Annotated in this window: 12 protein-coding genes; 11 read left to right on the forward strand and 1 reads right to left on the reverse strand. The window is 33.2% G+C overall.

Annotation, left to right across the window (positions count from 1 at the left end; translation table 11 throughout):
• Window positions 1-152: 152 nt before the first annotated feature.
• Window positions 153-1055, reverse strand: coding sequence for a DUF6607 family protein (locus NJT12_RS18450; protein ID WP_271337401.1), 903 nt, complete (start codon window positions 1053-1055; stop codon window positions 153-155).
• 105 nt (window positions 1056-1160) lie between these two features.
• Here NJT12_RS18450 and NJT12_RS18455 point away from each other — a divergent pair, with 105 nt between their 5' ends.
• The 11 genes from NJT12_RS18455 (at window position 1161) to NJT12_RS18505 (ending at window position 16401) form a co-directional block, all read left to right on the forward strand.
• On the forward strand, window positions 1161-3272 hold the full coding sequence (locus tag NJT12_RS18455) for a TonB-dependent receptor plug domain-containing protein (protein WP_271337402.1): 2112 nt from the start codon (window positions 1161-1163) through the stop codon (window positions 3270-3272).
• Between the two features lie 17 nt (window positions 3273-3289).
• Window positions 3290-4381 (forward strand): HmuY family protein, encoded by a 1092-nt coding sequence (locus NJT12_RS18460; protein WP_271337403.1) that lies wholly within the window; start codon window positions 3290-3292, stop codon window positions 4379-4381.
• A gap of 278 nt (window positions 4382-4659) precedes the next feature.
• The gene (locus NJT12_RS18465; RefSeq protein WP_271337404.1) at window positions 4660-6144 is read left to right on the forward strand and encodes an SGNH/GDSL hydrolase family protein; all 1485 of its coding nucleotides are present in this window, start codon (window positions 4660-4662) and stop codon (window positions 6142-6144) included.
• Window positions 6137-7558 carry a GDSL-type esterase/lipase family protein gene (locus NJT12_RS18470; protein WP_271337405.1) on the forward strand — a complete coding sequence of 474 codons (1422 nt, stop codon included), beginning with the start codon at window positions 6137-6139 and terminating at the stop codon, window positions 7556-7558. Before NJT12_RS18465 ends, NJT12_RS18470 begins: the two co-directional genes overlap by 8 nt.
• A 1-nt stretch (window position 7559) precedes the next feature.
• Window positions 7560-9245: an MBOAT family O-acyltransferase gene (locus tag NJT12_RS18475; protein WP_271337406.1), complete on the forward strand. Its 1686-nt coding sequence runs from the start codon at window positions 7560-7562 to the stop codon at window positions 9243-9245.
• Window positions 9246-9432: 187 nt separating this feature from the next.
• Complete coding sequence (gene ffh, locus NJT12_RS18480; protein WP_271337407.1) at window positions 9433-10785, forward strand: signal recognition particle protein; 1353 nt, start codon at window positions 9433-9435, stop codon at window positions 10783-10785.
• A 145-nt stretch (window positions 10786-10930) separates the two neighbouring features.
• Window positions 10931-11815 carry a bifunctional 5,10-methylenetetrahydrofolate dehydrogenase/5,10-methenyltetrahydrofolate cyclohydrolase gene (locus tag NJT12_RS18485; protein ID WP_271337408.1) on the forward strand — a complete coding sequence of 295 codons (885 nt, stop codon included), beginning with the start codon at window positions 10931-10933 and terminating at the stop codon, window positions 11813-11815.
• A 1088-nt stretch (window positions 11816-12903) separates the two neighbouring features.
• Window positions 12904-13518 (forward strand): hypothetical protein, encoded by a 615-nt coding sequence (locus NJT12_RS18490; RefSeq protein WP_271337409.1) that lies wholly within the window; start codon window positions 12904-12906, stop codon window positions 13516-13518.
• A 9-nt stretch (window positions 13519-13527) separates the two neighbouring features.
• Window positions 13528-13818 (forward strand): winged helix-turn-helix domain-containing protein, encoded by a 291-nt coding sequence (locus tag NJT12_RS18495; protein ID WP_055093284.1) that lies wholly within the window; start codon window positions 13528-13530, stop codon window positions 13816-13818.
• Window positions 13819-13877: 59 nt separating this feature from the next.
• On the forward strand, window positions 13878-15263 hold the full coding sequence (locus NJT12_RS18500) for a DUF4153 domain-containing protein (protein ID WP_271337410.1): 1386 nt from the start codon (window positions 13878-13880) through the stop codon (window positions 15261-15263).
• 211 nt (window positions 15264-15474) lie between these two features.
• The gene (locus NJT12_RS18505; protein ID WP_271337411.1) at window positions 15475-16401 is read left to right on the forward strand and encodes a magnesium transporter CorA family protein; all 927 of its coding nucleotides are present in this window, start codon (window positions 15475-15477) and stop codon (window positions 16399-16401) included.
• Window positions 16402-16568: the final 167 nt, after the last annotated feature.

Consider the following 16568-nt stretch of genomic DNA (forward strand, 5'->3'; position numbering starts at 1 on the left):
TATAAAACGAAAAACGCTTATAACGGATATTTTTAAATCCTGTTATAAGCGTTTTTTATTGTCTAAAAAATAAACCTGATCAAAAATAAGGGATGTTTTTCAGTGCCCTCTTCTGGAACTACCGGCTTTTTTAATAACTAACACAAATATTTTTATTTTACAAATTTGTCTATAATTGCATCTGATTCTGCTTTTGTAGCAGTTGGTTTTAAATCAAATAAAAGAGAATAAAGCGCTTTTCTGTCTACTTTAGCTTCCAGGTTTAAATCTTTGTGTCTGTCGAACAATGTTTGCCATTTGTCACGAACATTTTTCCAAAGAGCATTGTTTTCTTTCCACCATTTTTGCCCGGCGATACATTTAATGTCTGCAACTTTAGTATAAACATCCATACCTTTTTCCTGTGCTAACAAAACATCTTTTCCACTGTCATCGCGAATTAGTTTGTCATTGTCTTGCTCATGATTCCATCCTGTAGCAGTAATTTCGTGAATGTTTCTTCTTTTCAAAACATTGTAGTCATTACGTTTAGTTTGCTCTCTTCTTGGTAGAGGAGCATCAGCAATGTTTGCCCAGTAATCTTGTCCGTCTACATGTACCCAGGTTGATGATCCTTCGTATCTTGGACTATCATCTACCTGATATACTTTTTGGGTCCATTGTCCTTTTACGGCTTTTTTGTCTAATTTTTTATATTTCCATGAAGACCCTTTGTCAAATGAATACAAATCAGTGTTTTCGTATAGCCAATCTTGTCTCCAGTGTTTGATGATCATATCGTCACTTACTATTAATAAGTGTTGCATTACAATTTTGTTAGGAGTGTCTTCTAGTAACTCTACCCATTCTAATGCAGATTCGTGTTTCGTTTCAGAAGGTTTGTAAGTAAGAGAATCTTTAGGATACTGAAAAGTTTCAGCAAAATTAAACTTCACTTCATAGCAACCACACATTGATTTGATTGATTTAATGTCTTGTTGCTTTTTATCCTGACTGAAACCAAGGCTACAAGTCAAAGCCATAACGGCTGAAAAATAGAGGCTTTTTGAAATCATAATTTATTATTTTGTTTTTATATTTTTTTGCAAATATATAATTTTATTTAGAACAAATAAAAATAGTTTATATATTTGCGCCATTATTAAGACTTAATAAAAATAATGAAAATAAAATTTATCCTTTTTGCAGCTTTTCTTTTTTGTCAAATTTCTTTTGCACAAGTAAAGGATACTACGGCTGTAAATAAGCTTTCTGAAGTGGTTGTGACGGGACAGTTTGAGCCACAGTCTATTAAGAAATCTGTTTTTAATGTTCGTGTGATCTCAAGCGAGGACATTCAAAATTTAGCGGCAAATAATTTGTCCGATGTTTTAAATCAATACTTAAATATTACAGTTCGACCAAGTGGAACAAGTGGGCGATCTACAGTTTCCTTATTTGGATTGGATGCTCAGTATTTCAAAATTTTGGTAGACAATGTCCCTTTAGTTAATGAAGCAGGCTTTGGTAATAATACAGATCTGTCACAAATTAATCTTAATGACGTTGATCACATCGAAATTGTCGAAGGTTCAATGGGAGTTAGTTATGGTGCAAATGCGGTTAGTGGTGTTCTGAATATAATTACAAAAAAATCTTCGCAATATAAATGGGGTATTACGGCATCAGTTCAGGAAGAAACAGTGAATAATGAATATTCACTTTTTGATCAGGGACGCCATATTCAGTCGTTAAAAGTTTCTCATACATTCAATAAAAATTGGTTTGTTTCAATTGGAGCCAATCGCAATGATTTTCAGGGATATTTAAGTGATAAAAATGGGGTCGATTATGCTGAAAATGATGGTACACGTGGTTATCGATGGTTACCAAAAGACCAGTTAAACGGCACGGCTTTAATAGCGTATCACAAGGATAATTTTCGTTTTTTCTATAAATTCGAATATTTAGATGAAAACGTAGATTATTATAATAGTACAGTACAATCAGGATTTAATGATGTTTTAGGGTCGTACCGCTATGCAAGTGACAAAAGATATTTAACCAGCAGGTATTTTCATAACTTAAATGCTACTGGAAAACTATTCTCTCAGTTGAATTATAATATTTCTCTTTCGCACCAGAAGCAGGCGAGAGATGTAGAAGATTTTAGATATTATCTATCTACTAAAACTGAAGCGAACAATGTTACTGTTAAAGATCAGTCTATGGAAGTGCTTTATTCTACAGGGACTTTAAATAACTTTTTCTCAAGTAAAATTGTTGATTTGCAATTAGGTTATGAGTTCGTTAATAATCGAGGATATGCATTAGTTCAGGAAGCTAATAATATCATGGTACCTGTTCGTAAAATACTTGAAAACTATGATTTTTTTGCTTCTTCAGAAATTATGGCGAGTGAGAGATTGTCTATCCGACCAGGAATTAGATTTTCTGCTCAGTCTCAGTTTGACAATCAATATGCATCATCTCTTGGTTTAAGATATTTATTTGATAAAGGAATTGAACTTCGGGGTTCTTATGGGAACTCTTTTAGAACACCAACTTTTGAGGAATTGTATTCAAAACAAATATTTGACGGACACTTTTTTACAGGTAATGAAAATCTTATTCCTGAAACCAGTACGTCTTATGAAGCCAGTCTTAAAAAAGCGACTACATTTTCTTCGGGAGCACAGCTTTCGAACACATTTGCCGGAAGTTACTTAGATGTTAATGATAGGATTGATATGGCATTTGTAAGATTTAATCCGGATACAGGAAATCCGGAGTATCAATATGTGAACATCAGTAAATACAGAATGTGGAATTTCTCTACAATGAACCAATTCAGAAAAGATAATCTAACTTTTAACTTTGGTGCAGCATTAATTGGAGTTTCTCAGGAAATAAAAAATGAGGTATTTGCTTCAGATGATAAGTTTCTTTATTCTTTCAATTTAAATGCTAGTGTTTCATACAAACTTCCAAAATGGAAAACTATTCTTTCAGGTTATTACAAATACAATGGCAGAACACAGCAATTTATAGAAGGAGCTTCATCTTATGTCTTATCGACAATTGATCCAAGTAATTGGCTTGATGCTACTGTTCGACAAAACTTTTTCAAAGATCATTTTGAAGTTACCATTGGGGCAAGAAATATTCTTGATATAAAAAGCGTAAATCAAACAGGAACAAATCCAAATGCTGCACATGCTTCTTCAGGGGATGTAATGCTTGCTTACGGGCGTTCCTACTTTTTAAAATTAACATATAATCTTAATCTTTAATATAAAATAGAAATACAATGAAAAAACTATTATTTTTATCAATAGCCTTATTATCACTAGCAGCATGCTCAAGTAATGACGATAATACGCCTGCACCTGAAGTTCCAACTGTTGGGGCAACATTAAAAGAAACAGTAGGTGGGCCAAATCAGCCAAATCAGGTCTATCTTGATTTAAGTGCTGCAGAATCTAAATCTGTAAACAGAGCTTCTTGGGATTTTGGATTTTCTTCAAATTCAGAGTTTAGAGTAATCCTGAATGGTTCTCTTAAAATGGCTGCAAAAAAATTAGCAACTTCTGATATTACTTTACCTCAAACAATTGATATAAGTGTTTTAGCTGCTGGTGGTGAAAATCTCTCATCAAACGGATATGTTGATAATCCAACAGGTGTTTTGGCTGGTGCCGGAGCGGGAATCGGAACTGCAGTTGCTGAGATTTCAGCTACTGATGCAGATAATAAAGTATATTTAGTGAATTTAGGATTAGCTGTTGGAACTGCAAAAGCAAACATTGGATCAGTGGCGGTTGATGGTGAAGCAAGAGGTTGGAAAAAAGTTAGAATTTTAAGAAGTGGAAATGGATATAAAATTCAATACGCAGATTTAGCTTCATCAACTTTTACAGAAAAAGTGATTACGAAAGATGCAGCATTTAATTTTACATTTTTTAGTTTAACTTCTGGTACTGCTGTCTCAGTGGAACCAGCAAAAATAAAATGGGATTTGAATTTCACTACTTTCACAAATTACATTCCAGGTGAAAAAGGAGAAGTTACTTACGGATATTCAGATTTTGTTACTTCTAATATAAACGCAGGAACACAAGTTTATCAAGTTTTAGTCGCTTCAGGAGGATCTTATGCCGATTTTACAAAAGCTAAAGTTGAGGAATCTAATTTTAGCGTTTCTACAAACGATCAAAGAATTATAGGGGCAAACTGGAGAAATGGTGGCGGACAAAATGGTTCATTGCCAAGTATTAAAACAGACCGTTTTTATGTAATAAAAGATGCGGCTGGAAATTACTATAAAGTAAAATTTCTTGCAATGACAAATGACGCAGGCGAAAGAGGAAATATTGTTATAGAATATGCGATCTTGAAATAAACAATAATAAAGGAATAATCTAATTAAAAAAAGATTATTCCTTTATTGATTATAAATATATCCGATTAAAATTCAGTTAATCATTAGCTTTGTTTTTTTATTTTTTTTTTGATAAAGAGGTTAGATTTATCTAACCTCTTTTTTTGTTTTATTTTTAATGTTAAAAACAATTCATAAATTAATGTTTAGTTCTATCTTTGCGCAACTTTTTATAAGGAATTAATAGGAATTTTGAATAAAAATTTTAACTAAACCTTTCTTCAAATTTATAATTACTAGTGAACACAAAATCTTATTTTTTTCAGTCTTTTGCAATTGTAGCCTTAGCATTCGTAGCTTTCATTGGATTTAAACAAATCTTACCTGATAAAATTTTTCCGGATAGCAAAGTAGATTCTAAAAACGTACTTATTGATAGTTTGCTTTTAGAATCAGTAGCAAACGATTCTTTGGCGCTAAAAGGAGATAGCATTTCTGAAAGTGAAAAAAAGGAAGCGGGAGAGAAAATTACTTTTGGAGCTTCAGAAGGAATTGAATTTCCATCTGAAACTTTTGAGAACTATACAGGATATCAATATCTGATTTCTTTTTATGAAAAATTATATCAGTTAGAGAAGAATCCACAAGCCAAAGTAAGGATTGCTTATTACGGAGATTCAATGACAGATGGCGATTTAATCGTACAGGATGTTCGTTCTAATTATCAGGAACGATTTGGCGGTAGCGGTGTTGGTTTTGTTTCTATTACCTCAGAGTCTGCTGCATCAAGAGCATCAGTGAAATCTACTTATTCTAAAAACTGGAAAACACAGTCCTATTTAAATATAAAAAGCCCGGCGAGTCCTTTTGGGGTAAATGGCCATGTGTTTTTTGCAAATAATAAAGCCAACACAACCTGGGTTCAATATGAAGCAGGACTAAATAAATATGCGACAACATTAGACAACCCTACCTTGTTTTATGGAAAGTCAACAAGAAAAGGAAACGTAAATTTTATTATTGGAAAAGATACATTACGTAAAAGTCTTGTTCCCGGTAACCTCGTTAATACTTTAAAAGTGACTTCGGGAAACATCAAAGCATTTAAGGCAAATTTCATAAATTCAGATTCAATTCCAATTTATGGCTTTAATTTTGATAACGGAAGTGGAGTTCATGTTGATAATTTCTCTCAAAGAGGAAATTCAGGACTGCCAATCTCTATGTTTAACGCAAATGTAATGCAGGGATTTAATAGTAATTTGAAATACGATTTAGTTATTCTGCATTACGGAACCAACGTTTTAAACTACGGAACTAAAAATTATTCGTGGTACGAAAGAGGAATGACAAAAGTGGTTAATAAAATTAAGGAATCTTTTCCCGGAGTTTCTGTCTTGATTATTTCAACAGCAGATAAGTCGACGAAATATAATATGGAAATGAAAAGTGATTCGGCCGTAGTTCCTTTAATGAAATCACAAAAAAGATATGCTTTGGATACTGAATCCGGATTTGTAAATTTATATACCTTAATGGGCGGCGACGGATCAATGGTAAAATGGGTAGATGAGTCTCCGGCAAAAGCCAATAAAGATTATACACATTTTAACCAACGTGGTGCAAAAACTATAGGTAAGTTATTATACGATCAATTAAATAAAGGATACGAAGAGTACAAAGTATTACGCGAAAAGAGATCAACTGATGTCAATAAACGGAAGACAGTCAGGAAAACAAATACAGATTCCGTATCTGTAACAAAAGATAGTGTAGATGAGTAGACTTATTATTTTCTTTTGTTGTCTTTTTTTTACAACAAATGATACAACAAAAGAAACAGATTCACCGCCAATAACAAAAAACATGATTCATAAAGTCGAGAAAGCAGCAATCGATTCTTTCCCTGAGGATAAAATCTATAATGCAAAAGTCTTAGAACATTTTTTTCTGAAATTAAAGGAAAACGAAAGTCATAGTAATCAGAAGATAAACATTGTGCACATTGGTGATTCTCATATTCAAAGCGATTTAATGACCAATGAAATCAGAAAGAATCTTCAGCAAAAATTCGGAAATGCCGGTCGGGGATTGGTCTTTCCTTATCAATTGGCAAAAACAAATGGTTCTTATAACGAACGTTTTTATTCCAACAGAGGTTGGGAAAGTTATCGAAACATTAATCCTTTCAAAAGTCATCCTGTTGGTTTAAGCGGAATAGCACTTTGGCGGGATACTGGTGGTTTTGCGATTGAACTGAATATAAAAGAACCAGCATATAAATTCAATTCAATAAAGATTATTACACCGCAAAATCAGAATATGTTTGATTTGGCAATATCTTCCCAAACAAAGACGATTCAGTCGACAGAGCGAAAAATAATCACACATAAAATAAAAAAGGGAGAAGCGATTTCGACTATTGCAGATAAATACAAAATTTCAATCGCTGATATCAAAAGAGAAAATCATTTAAAGTCTAATAATATTCGTGCCGGAAGAATATTGAAAATTCTGACGAATGAAACAAGGCCTAAAAATATTACAAGTTCAGAATTTATTGCTCTTGATCTTGAAGCCGATTCATTTTCTCATTACTATCATTCTGAAAAAGAGTTGAGTAAAATATTTTTAGTTCCTAATAAAGAGGCTTCGAAATACGAATTGAACGGATTAGTTTTAGAAAAAGACAGTTCAGGCTTAATTTATAGCAATATTGGAGTAAACGGAGCTAAATTTTCAGATTATAATAAATACCCATTATTCTTTGTCCAGTTAAAAGCATTGCATCCTGATTTGTTGATTTTTGCATTAGGAACAAATGAAAGTTACGACCATATGGAAGCCGGTGCTTATATAGCGGAATTGCGACTGTTTATAAAGAATATAAAAGATCAGAATATCGATGCTCCTATAATTGTTATGACACCGCCGCCTTCACTGCTTAAAGCAAGAAGACCTAATGTTTATATTCGTGATTATGCAAAAAGTATTATTGAAGCAGCAAAAACAGATGGATTTGCAGTTTGGGATTTATATGACGAATTTGGAGGAATGGATGGAATTCAAAATTTAAAGTCCACAGGGTTAATTGGTCCGGATTGGGTTCATTATTCAAAAACAGGATACGAAAAACAAGGGAATTTGTTTACAGAGGCATTTTTAAAAACATACGATAATTTTAAATTAAAAAATTAAGTTGACTACAATTGATAGCATAAATAATTGGTTTGTTCAGAACTTTGGCGAGGTTACTTTAGAACAGGCAAAAAGTTGGTTTGTATACAATCCCGAAGAAAAACTATTATTTAACACGGGATTATTCTTAGGATTATTTCTTGTTTTTTATTTTGTGTACGCTTTTTTACGCAAAACATTTTATTTGAGATTAACATACGTTATTCTCTTTTCTCTTTTCTTTTATTATAAGTCAAGCGGAATTTATTTTTTACTGTTATTACTCTCTTCAGTCGTAGATTACGGTTTAAGTCAGATAATTTACAGAGAAGCAAAAGTCAGCCGAAAGAAAATCTATTTGATTATTAGTGTCATTCTGAATTTAGGATTGCTGGGCTATTTCAAGTATATGAATTTCATGATTGTGACATTCAATGATATGTTTCATGGTAATTACCAGCTTCATGATATTTTTCTGCCTGTTGGAATTTCGTTCTACACGTTTCAGTCGATGAGTTATATCATTGAGATTTATCGTGAGGAAATTAAGCCAACAAAAAACTACATCGAATATTTATTTTTCGTTTCGTTTTTTCCACAGTTAGTTGCAGGGCCAATTGTTAGGGCAAAAGATTTCTTACCACAGATTTATCAAAAGTTAAACCTGACCAAGCAAGACGTAAACAATGCTTTGTTTTTGATCATTGGCGGATTAATCAAGAAAACAGTAATCTCAAATTATATCTCTATAAATTTTGTTGACCGTGTTTTTGACACACCAATGAATTACACGTCCTTCGAAAATTTAATGGCGTCATACGGATATGCAATTCAGATCTATTGTGATTTCTCAGGATATTCAGATATGGCAATCGGAATCGCTTTGCTATTAGGATTCAAATTACCGGCCAATTTTAGAACGCCATATAAATCAACATCAATTACTGATTTCTGGAGAAGATGGCATATTTCGTTATCAACCTGGTTAAAAGATTTCTTGTATATTTCTATAGGAGGAAATAGAGAAGGAACATTCGCAGGGTTTTTATTTCCAAGTTTATTTTTCTTCGGATTGTTGCTTTGGGGAATTTCGAACGTAAACGAAAGTTTTATTCCGTTAGCCATTGCTTTTGGCGCAATTGTTCTTTTTAGTCTGACATTTTTACTTTCAAAAAAGAGACACCAAACGCTTGTAACCAATTTCAACTTATTTACCACAATGCTTTTAGGAGGATTATGGCATGGAGCGGGAGCACAGTTTATTGTTTGGGGAGCATTACACGGATTAGCATTAGCAGTTCATAAGATGTTCATGGAATTTTTTCCTTCCAAAAAAGAAGGTAATGATTCAGGTTTCTTATGGAAATTCTTCTCGATCCTTATAACTTTTCATTTTGTAGTTTTCTGTTGGATCTTTTTCCGCGCCAGAGATTTCGAAACAGCCTTACAGGTGATCAACAATATTGGTCAGTTGACTTTCGAACCTGAAAATTGGAAAACAATCGTATTGGGATATAAAAACGTATTTTTACTAATGCTTTTTGGATACGTTTGGCACTTTTTACCAGAAGTTATTACCTCTAAAATGAAATTTGTTTTCGATAATACGCCACTAATAGGAAAAGCAATAATTCTTGGTTTTGTTTATTGGATTGTTTACGCAACAGCAGTTGCAGGTTCACAGCCTTTTATTTATTTCCAGTTTTAAAAAATATTGCCACAAAGGCACAAAGGCGCAAAGATTTTATTCTTTGTGCCTTTTTTTTGAAATATTGCCAGAATAAAAATAAAAAACTTCGTGTCTTTGCGTCTTCGTGGCAAAAAAATGCCCTTAAATAAAAATTGCCTGAAATGTCTAATTAGATTATCTTTGCACTTCAAATAAAGAAAAAATTATGTTTGATAATTTAAGTGATAAGTTAGATAAAGCCTTCCATATATTAAAAGGGCACGGTAAAATTACAGAAGTAAACGTTGCCGATACCTTAAAAGAAGTTCGTCGTGCCTTATTAGACGCCGATGTTAACTTTAAGATTGCTAAAGATTTTACAACCAAAGTAAAAGAAAAAGCAATTGGTCAGGACGTTTTAACAACACTTCAGCCAGGACAATTATTGGTGAAGTTAGTAAAAGATGAACTAACCGAGTTGATGGGTGGCGATGTTGCAGGAATTAATCTTTCAGGTAATCCAAGTATTATTTTGATGTCAGGACTTCAGGGTTCTGGTAAAACAACTTTCTCTGGTAAACTAGCCAATTTTTTAAAAACAAAGAAAAATAAAAAACCACTTCTTGTAGCGTGTGATATCTACCGTCCTGCGGCGATCAATCAGTTGCATGTTGTTGGGGACCAAATAGGTGTTGAGGTATACTCAGAGCCGGAAAATAAGAACCCCGTTGAGATTGCTCAAAACGCAATCAAATACGCAAAAGAAAACGGTTTCAATGTTGTTATTGTTGATACTGCCGGTCGTTTAGCAGTAGACAAAGAAATGATGGACGAAATTGCTCGTGTTCATAAAGCAATTCAGCCACAGGAAACTTTGTTCGTTGTAGATGCAATGACTGGACAAGATGCTGTAAATACAGCAAAAGCCTTCAACGATATTTTAAATTTTGATGGAGTTATCTTAACCAAATTAGATGGAGATACTCGTGGTGGAGCTGCAATTTCGATTAAAACAGTTGTAAACAAACCAATCAAATTTGTAGGTACAGGCGAGAAGATGGAAGCAATTGATGTTTTCTATCCAGATCGTATGGCGGAGCGTATCTTAGGTATGGGTGACGTTGTGTCGCTTGTAGAGAGAGCACAAGAGCAATTTGATGAAGAAGAAGCAAGAAAACTTCAAAAGAAAATTGCTAAAAACGAATTCGGTTTTGATGACTTCTTAACGCAAATTCAGCAAGTAAAGAAAATGGGTAACATGAAAGACTTAGTCGGAATGATACCTGGTGCTTCAAAAGCCATGAAAGATGTAGAAATAGAAGATGATGCTTTCAAACATATAGAAGCAATCATTCACTCGATGACACCAATCGAAAGAAGCAAACCTGCCATTATCGACGTAAAAAGAAAAGCCAGAATCGCTAAAGGTTCCGGAACGAAAGTCGAGCAAGTAAATCAGTTAATGAAGCAATTCGATCAAATGAGCAAAATGATGAAGATGATGCAAGGTCCGGGCGGAAAAAACCTGATGAAAATGATGGGAGGCATGAAAGGAATGCCAGGCGGAATGCCGAGATAATAAAATAAGAAAAAAGTTTCAAGTTTCAGGTTTCAGGTTTTGAGACTGAAATTTGAAACTTTTTTCATTATAATAAATTTAATAAGTTTCGTTTTAACGTGAACCTGAAACTTGAAATAAAAAAATAAACCTGAAACAAAAAACAATGCAACTACTAGACGGTAAAAAAACAGCTGAAGACATTAAAAACGAAATTGCAGCCGAAGTTCAATCGATAAAAGATGCCGGAGGAAAAGTACCTCATTTGGCAGCCGTAATCGTTGGTACAAACGGGGCAAGTTTAACTTACGTAGGGAGTAAAGTGAAATCTTGCCAGCAAATTGGCTTCGATTCTACTTTAGTAAGTTTACCGGAAGATATTACCGAAGATGAGTTATTAGCCAAAATTAAAGAGCTAAACGAAGATGATGATCTTGACGGTTATATTGTTCAGTTGCCTTTACCAAAGCATATCGACGAACAAAAGATTTTATTGGCAATTGATCCTGATAAAGATGTTGATGGTTTTCATCCAACAAACTTCGGAAAAATGGCTTTAGAGATGGAAAGCTTCATTCCTGCGACACCATTTGGAATCATGCAATTGTTAGAGCGTTATAAAGTTGAAACTGCCGGAAAACATACCGTTGTTATTGGCAGAAGCAATATCGTTGGCCGACCAATGAGTATTTTAATGAGCCGTAAAGGAAATCCTGGGGATTCAACCGTTACTTTGACACATAGCCGAACTAAAAATTTAGCTGAATTTACTAAAAATGCTGATATTATAATTACAGCTTTAGGTGTTCCTGAATTTTTAAAAGCAGATATGGTAAAAGACGGAGTAGTAGTAATCGACGTTGGAATCACAAGAGTTGACGATGCTTCAAACCCAAAAGGCTACGTTATAAAAGGTGATGTTGATTTTAACGAAGTAAGCAAAAAGTCATCATTCATAACTCCGGTTCCTGGTGGAGTAGGACCAATGACAATTGCAATGCTGCTTAAAAATACACTTTTAGCAAGAAAAATGAGAAGCGCGAAAAAATAATTTTTGCATCAAATAATAAACAAAGCCTATTCAATCGAGTAGGCTTTGTTGTTTTATATACTTTGGGCGTGACCGTATTTACAAAAGGCGCTATTTAACTCGCCTTTTATGTGCGCCTTTCGCAAATACGGTCGGGCTATCCATGCTACTTCGGTAGCTTATTCCTATCCCTCACGCGAGCAAAACAGTTTTCATTCTCAGTCTCAGTTTTCAGCACAATCTTGTCATTTCGATTTCTATGATATAACCAAATTTTTTGTCTTTTTCAACGGATTTTAATCTGTTGCTACAACATAACGCATTCCTCTTGAATTTTAGAAAGAGTTCCGGAGGAACAAAATATATTGTAGGGATGTCCCGATAGCTATCGGGATTAATCCATTCTCCGCAAAGTTTAAACACAGTTCATCTCGACGAAGGAGACCCGAGCGATAGCGAACAGACGAAGTAGGTCACACAAGAAACTCGACAAAGATTGGCGAATATCTTAACGGACATAATAGTGAGATCTCTCGTTTCGAGATAACAAACTATGTGGTTACTTCTCTGTCTATTTACACATTCTTTAAATTAATGACATTGCCTTACGGGACAAAAAGAATATCGATAATTTTTTTCTGCCAATATTTAGTCTCTAGTAACTACTCCGTTAGGAGTTACAGATCGGTAGAAAAAATATACAGCCAACCAATGGAATATCCCGTAGGGCAATTTCATTAAGTTAAGCTTTTTTGAATTGGCTCCAGCTTTAGCTGGAGTTTACATAAGATCAATCTAAATGGCTTTAGCCAAAAATGCGTGATTCGGCTAAAGCCATCTTAATTACGCGTATTCAACACCACCAGCTTCAGCTGGTGGCTAGTCAATAAATTAAACACTTAAAAATTTGGTGACTCTTTGTTTGAAAATTGGTTGGTCACAATTGCCTTAAAAAAGCTTAACTTAATGACATTGCCCGTAGGGATTACAGATTCAGACAAAGCAGAATCAATTTATACGTATGAAAAATAATCATCATAAAAAAAATCAGTTTTTCTACTTGTCAATTCAAAATAAAATATAACTTTGCACTACAAAGTACTTTATTTATGAGTCAGAAGCACCAAGAAGATTTAGCACACATTCGTTCCATGATGGAGCGCTCTTCACGATTTATATCCTTAAGCGGGCTCTCAGGAGTTTTTGCAGGTCTGTCAGCATTAATTGGTGGATTGTATGTTTACCAGTTGTTTAAAGCAAACGGAATTGAATATTTTGGCGGACAACAAATTATTATTCCTTTTAGTTTAGTATCTCAATTGTTTTATACTGGTTTGATCATTTTGGCTTTTGCTTTTGTATTTGGACTTACTTTTACCATCAGGAAGAGCAAAAAATATGATTTACCAATTTGGACTTCTGCAACAAAAAATATGCTATTCAATTTGGCTGTTCCCCTAGTGGCGGGAGGTATATTTTGTCTGGCACTTTTACATCATGAAATTTATGGTTTAATTGCTCCGGCAACTTTGATTTTTTACGGTTTAGCACTTATTAACGCTGAGAAATATACGTTTTCAGATATTAAATACTTAGGTTTCTGTGAGTTAGTTTTAGGGTTTGTTTCTCTTTTTTTTATTGGATATGGTTTAGTTTTTTGGATCATTGGATTTGGTATTTTGCATATCTTGTACGGGCTAATAATGTTCAAAAAATATAAATAAATCCACGCAATGGGAATCATTGATAAACTAAATAAAGATTTTGAAAGCCGCGTCAGATTGGGTATTATGTCCGTTCTGATGGTCAATGAATGGGTTGATTTTACTGAGATGAAAAATCTTCTGAATATTACAGATGGCAATCTTGCCAGTCATTCCTCAGCACTTGAAAAATCAGAATATATCGAAGTCAAAAAAGAGTTCGTGGGCAAAAAGCCTAAAACCTCTTATCAGGTTACTCCCAGAGGACGTGCGGCCTTTAAGGAACACCTTTCTTACCTTGAAAAATTAATGAAATCGTAATAACTATATTTTTTTACCTAAATACTTTGAAATGCAAAGTACTTTTAAAATTTAAAATCATGAAGAAACACCAAATTATCCTAGCTTGCAGTATAGTATTTACACTGCTTTTTTACAACGAGTCAATAGGAGTAAACCTCGCTATTTTTGGACTATTATTAACCGGTTCCATCTGTTATTTCTTTCAGGATCGGTTCACAAACAGATCACATTTAATTTTGGTTGTTACTTCCGTTTTATCTTGTTTGGCTTTTGCCTGGTACGGCGACTTTGTTTCTTTTCTGGCTTTGGCACTATCAATTTTGTTTTTGCAATTTAAAACCCAGGATTCAAAACTTAAAATAATACTAGTTTTACCGCTTGTATTTCTAAATGCATTTGCTTCGATAGGTCGTATTTTTATGTTTAGCCAATGGCTGCCTGAAAGAAAAATTCATAATAACTTCGCCAACAAATTGGTCGCTTATTTCGTTATTCCTGCGATTTTTTTAATAGTCTTTTTTACAGCCTATTCTTTCGGAAGTACTCATTTCTCTTCCTTACTTACAGATTATACTTTAGATCTCGATATTGTTGAAGTAATCTTAATTGGAGTTTTAGGATTTTATATTTCATTCAGTTTCTGGAATTATTGGGTACCGGAAGTTTGCTATGAGAAGAATGAATTACTGGACAATGATTTTAAAAATATACCCGAAATTAAAAATCAGAATACATTTTCGTTTTTAGATATTGACTTCGAGCGAAAAAGTGGTGAGATAACTTTACTATTGCTGAATTTTATGCTTTTGATTTTTATTATTACTTACAATTACGAGCAGTTTTTTGAAGTGATAGAAAAATCAAACCTGAGTGCTGATACACATGAGAGAGTTAATTCAGTAATCTTTTCTATAATCATGGCGGTGGGAGTAATTATGTTTTATTTTAAAGGCGGTTTCAATTTTGATAAAAAAGCAGTTTGTCTAAAGAAACTGGCTAAAATTTGGATTATCTTAAATGGTTTGTTGATCGTAAGTACAGTCATCAAAAATTCAGAATATATTTCAGTTTTCGGATTAACCTATAAACGATTAGGAGTTTATGCTTTTTTGATCTTAGCTATTATCGGTTTGGTCTTTGTGTTTTTTAAAATTACAAAGCAAAAAACAAATGCTTATCTGGCCAACCAAATGGTGTGGTATTTTTATGGAACCGTTTTATTGTGCAGTTTTTTCAATTGGGGAAATCTAATAACGAACTATAATATCTCAGTCAATAAATGTGTAGAGCCTATGTTTTTGAGTGGTTTGAATTTTAATGATGACGCCCGAAGAGAGTATTTTTCCAAGCTTCATTTAGAAGGGCAAAAAAATGAAATTAATAAAGAAGAACAAATTGATAAATATCAAAATAAAACATTTTTATCAAAAGCTTTGTATTATGAGTTTCTAAAAAAAAAATAATAATCTTAAAAACCGTCTTACTCTGATTGTTTAGACGGTTTTTTTAATGTCTAAATATTGCTTTAAAGTTTTGGGTTTTAAAAATATAAGGATACTTTTGCAGCACTTAAAAAAAACTACTTCTTCAATGGACGATTATTATTCGTTAGTATTAAATTAAAATAGCTTTTTGAATTTTTCAAATTGCTAGATAAAACCCTGCAATTTTAAAATGAAAGCTTTTTACAATAACAACAACGGATTAATCGAGACAAAAGAATGGACTCCAAATTGCTGGATCAATATTGAATCTCCGTCAGAAACAGAAAAGAAATATTTACTTGAAGAACTTCAGATTCCTGAAGCTTTTTATAATGATATTGAAGATATTGACGAAAGACCTCGTGTAGAATTGGAAGATGGATGGACACTTATTATCATGCGTGTTCCTATAAAAAGTAATGATATAAAGCTCCCTTTTCAGACTATTCCGCTTGGTGTAATTTTTAAGGATGATATCTGTGTTACAATCACTTTTTACAGAACAGAAATCATACATGATTTTATGTTGTATTCGCGACGTAAAAATATTGTAGTTAAGGATAATTTTGATTGGGTTTTGAGATTGCTCTTGTCATCAAGTGTTTGGTATTTGAAGTATCTGAAACAAGTGAATCAAAAAATAAAATTAGCAGAGGATAATTTAGAGAAATCGATTAAAAATGAAGAATTACAGGCGCTTTTACAAATAGAGAAATGTTTGGTATTTTTTATTACATCGTTAAAAGCAAATCATGTTTTGTTTCACAGAATTAAGAATTTAAAAGCCCACCGAGAACATTTTGATCCGGATTTGTTAGAAGATGTTGATATCGAATTAGGTCAGGCACAGGATACGGCTAATATTTACAGTAATATTTTGACCGGAATGATGGATGCGTATGCTTCTGTAATTTCTAATAATATGAATAATATAATGAAGCAAATGACTTCTATTTCTATTATTTTAATGATTCCCACTTTGATTGCCAGTTTGTACGGAATGAATGTCCCAAATGGTTTAGAAGAAAGTAAATATGGTTTTTGGATTCTTCTTTTTGTATCCGTTATATTGTCTTCTTTTGGCGCATTTTTATTTAAAAGAAGAAGATGGTTTTGATGAAATATAAATATCAAATGAATAATACAAATCAAGAATTGAAATGTGCCGTTAGGGACTAAATATTGGTAGTTATTATAGATTCGAGATATCTTGGCGTGCCGTAGGTACGCAACAAAATGATAACTATCCGATTAGTGCCTAACGGCACTAATCGGATAGTTTTA

This window comes from Flavobacterium azizsancarii, from assembly GCF_027980145.1.
GTDB lineage: Bacteria > Bacteroidota > Bacteroidia > Flavobacteriales > Flavobacteriaceae > Flavobacterium > Flavobacterium azizsancarii.

Coding starts and splice junctions, on each gene's coding strand:
- NJT12_RS18485 (WP_271337408.1), top strand. CDS start 10,931: ATGCAACTACTAGACGGTAAAAAAACAGCTGAAGACATTAAAAACGAA.
- NJT12_RS18490 (WP_271337409.1), top strand. CDS start 12,904: ATGAGTCAGAAGCACCAAGAAGATTTAGCACACATTCGTTCCATGATG.
- NJT12_RS18500 (WP_271337410.1), top strand. CDS start 13,878: ATGAAGAAACACCAAATTATCCTAGCTTGCAGTATAGTATTTACACTG.
- NJT12_RS18455 (WP_271337402.1), top strand. CDS start 1,161: ATGAAAATAAAATTTATCCTTTTTGCAGCTTTTCTTTTTTGTCAAATT.
- NJT12_RS18495 (WP_055093284.1), top strand. CDS start 13,528: ATGGGAATCATTGATAAACTAAATAAAGATTTTGAAAGCCGCGTCAGA.
- ffh (WP_271337407.1), top strand. CDS start 9,433: ATGTTTGATAATTTAAGTGATAAGTTAGATAAAGCCTTCCATATATTA.
- NJT12_RS18450 (WP_271337401.1), bottom strand. CDS start 1,055: ATGATTTCAAAAAGCCTCTATTTTTCAGCCGTTATGGCTTTGACTTGT.
- NJT12_RS18505 (WP_271337411.1), top strand. CDS start 15,475: ATGAAAGCTTTTTACAATAACAACAACGGATTAATCGAGACAAAAGAA.
- NJT12_RS18470 (WP_271337405.1), top strand. CDS start 6,137: ATGAGTAGACTTATTATTTTCTTTTGTTGTCTTTTTTTTACAACAAAT.
- NJT12_RS18460 (WP_271337403.1), top strand. CDS start 3,290: ATGAAAAAACTATTATTTTTATCAATAGCCTTATTATCACTAGCAGCA.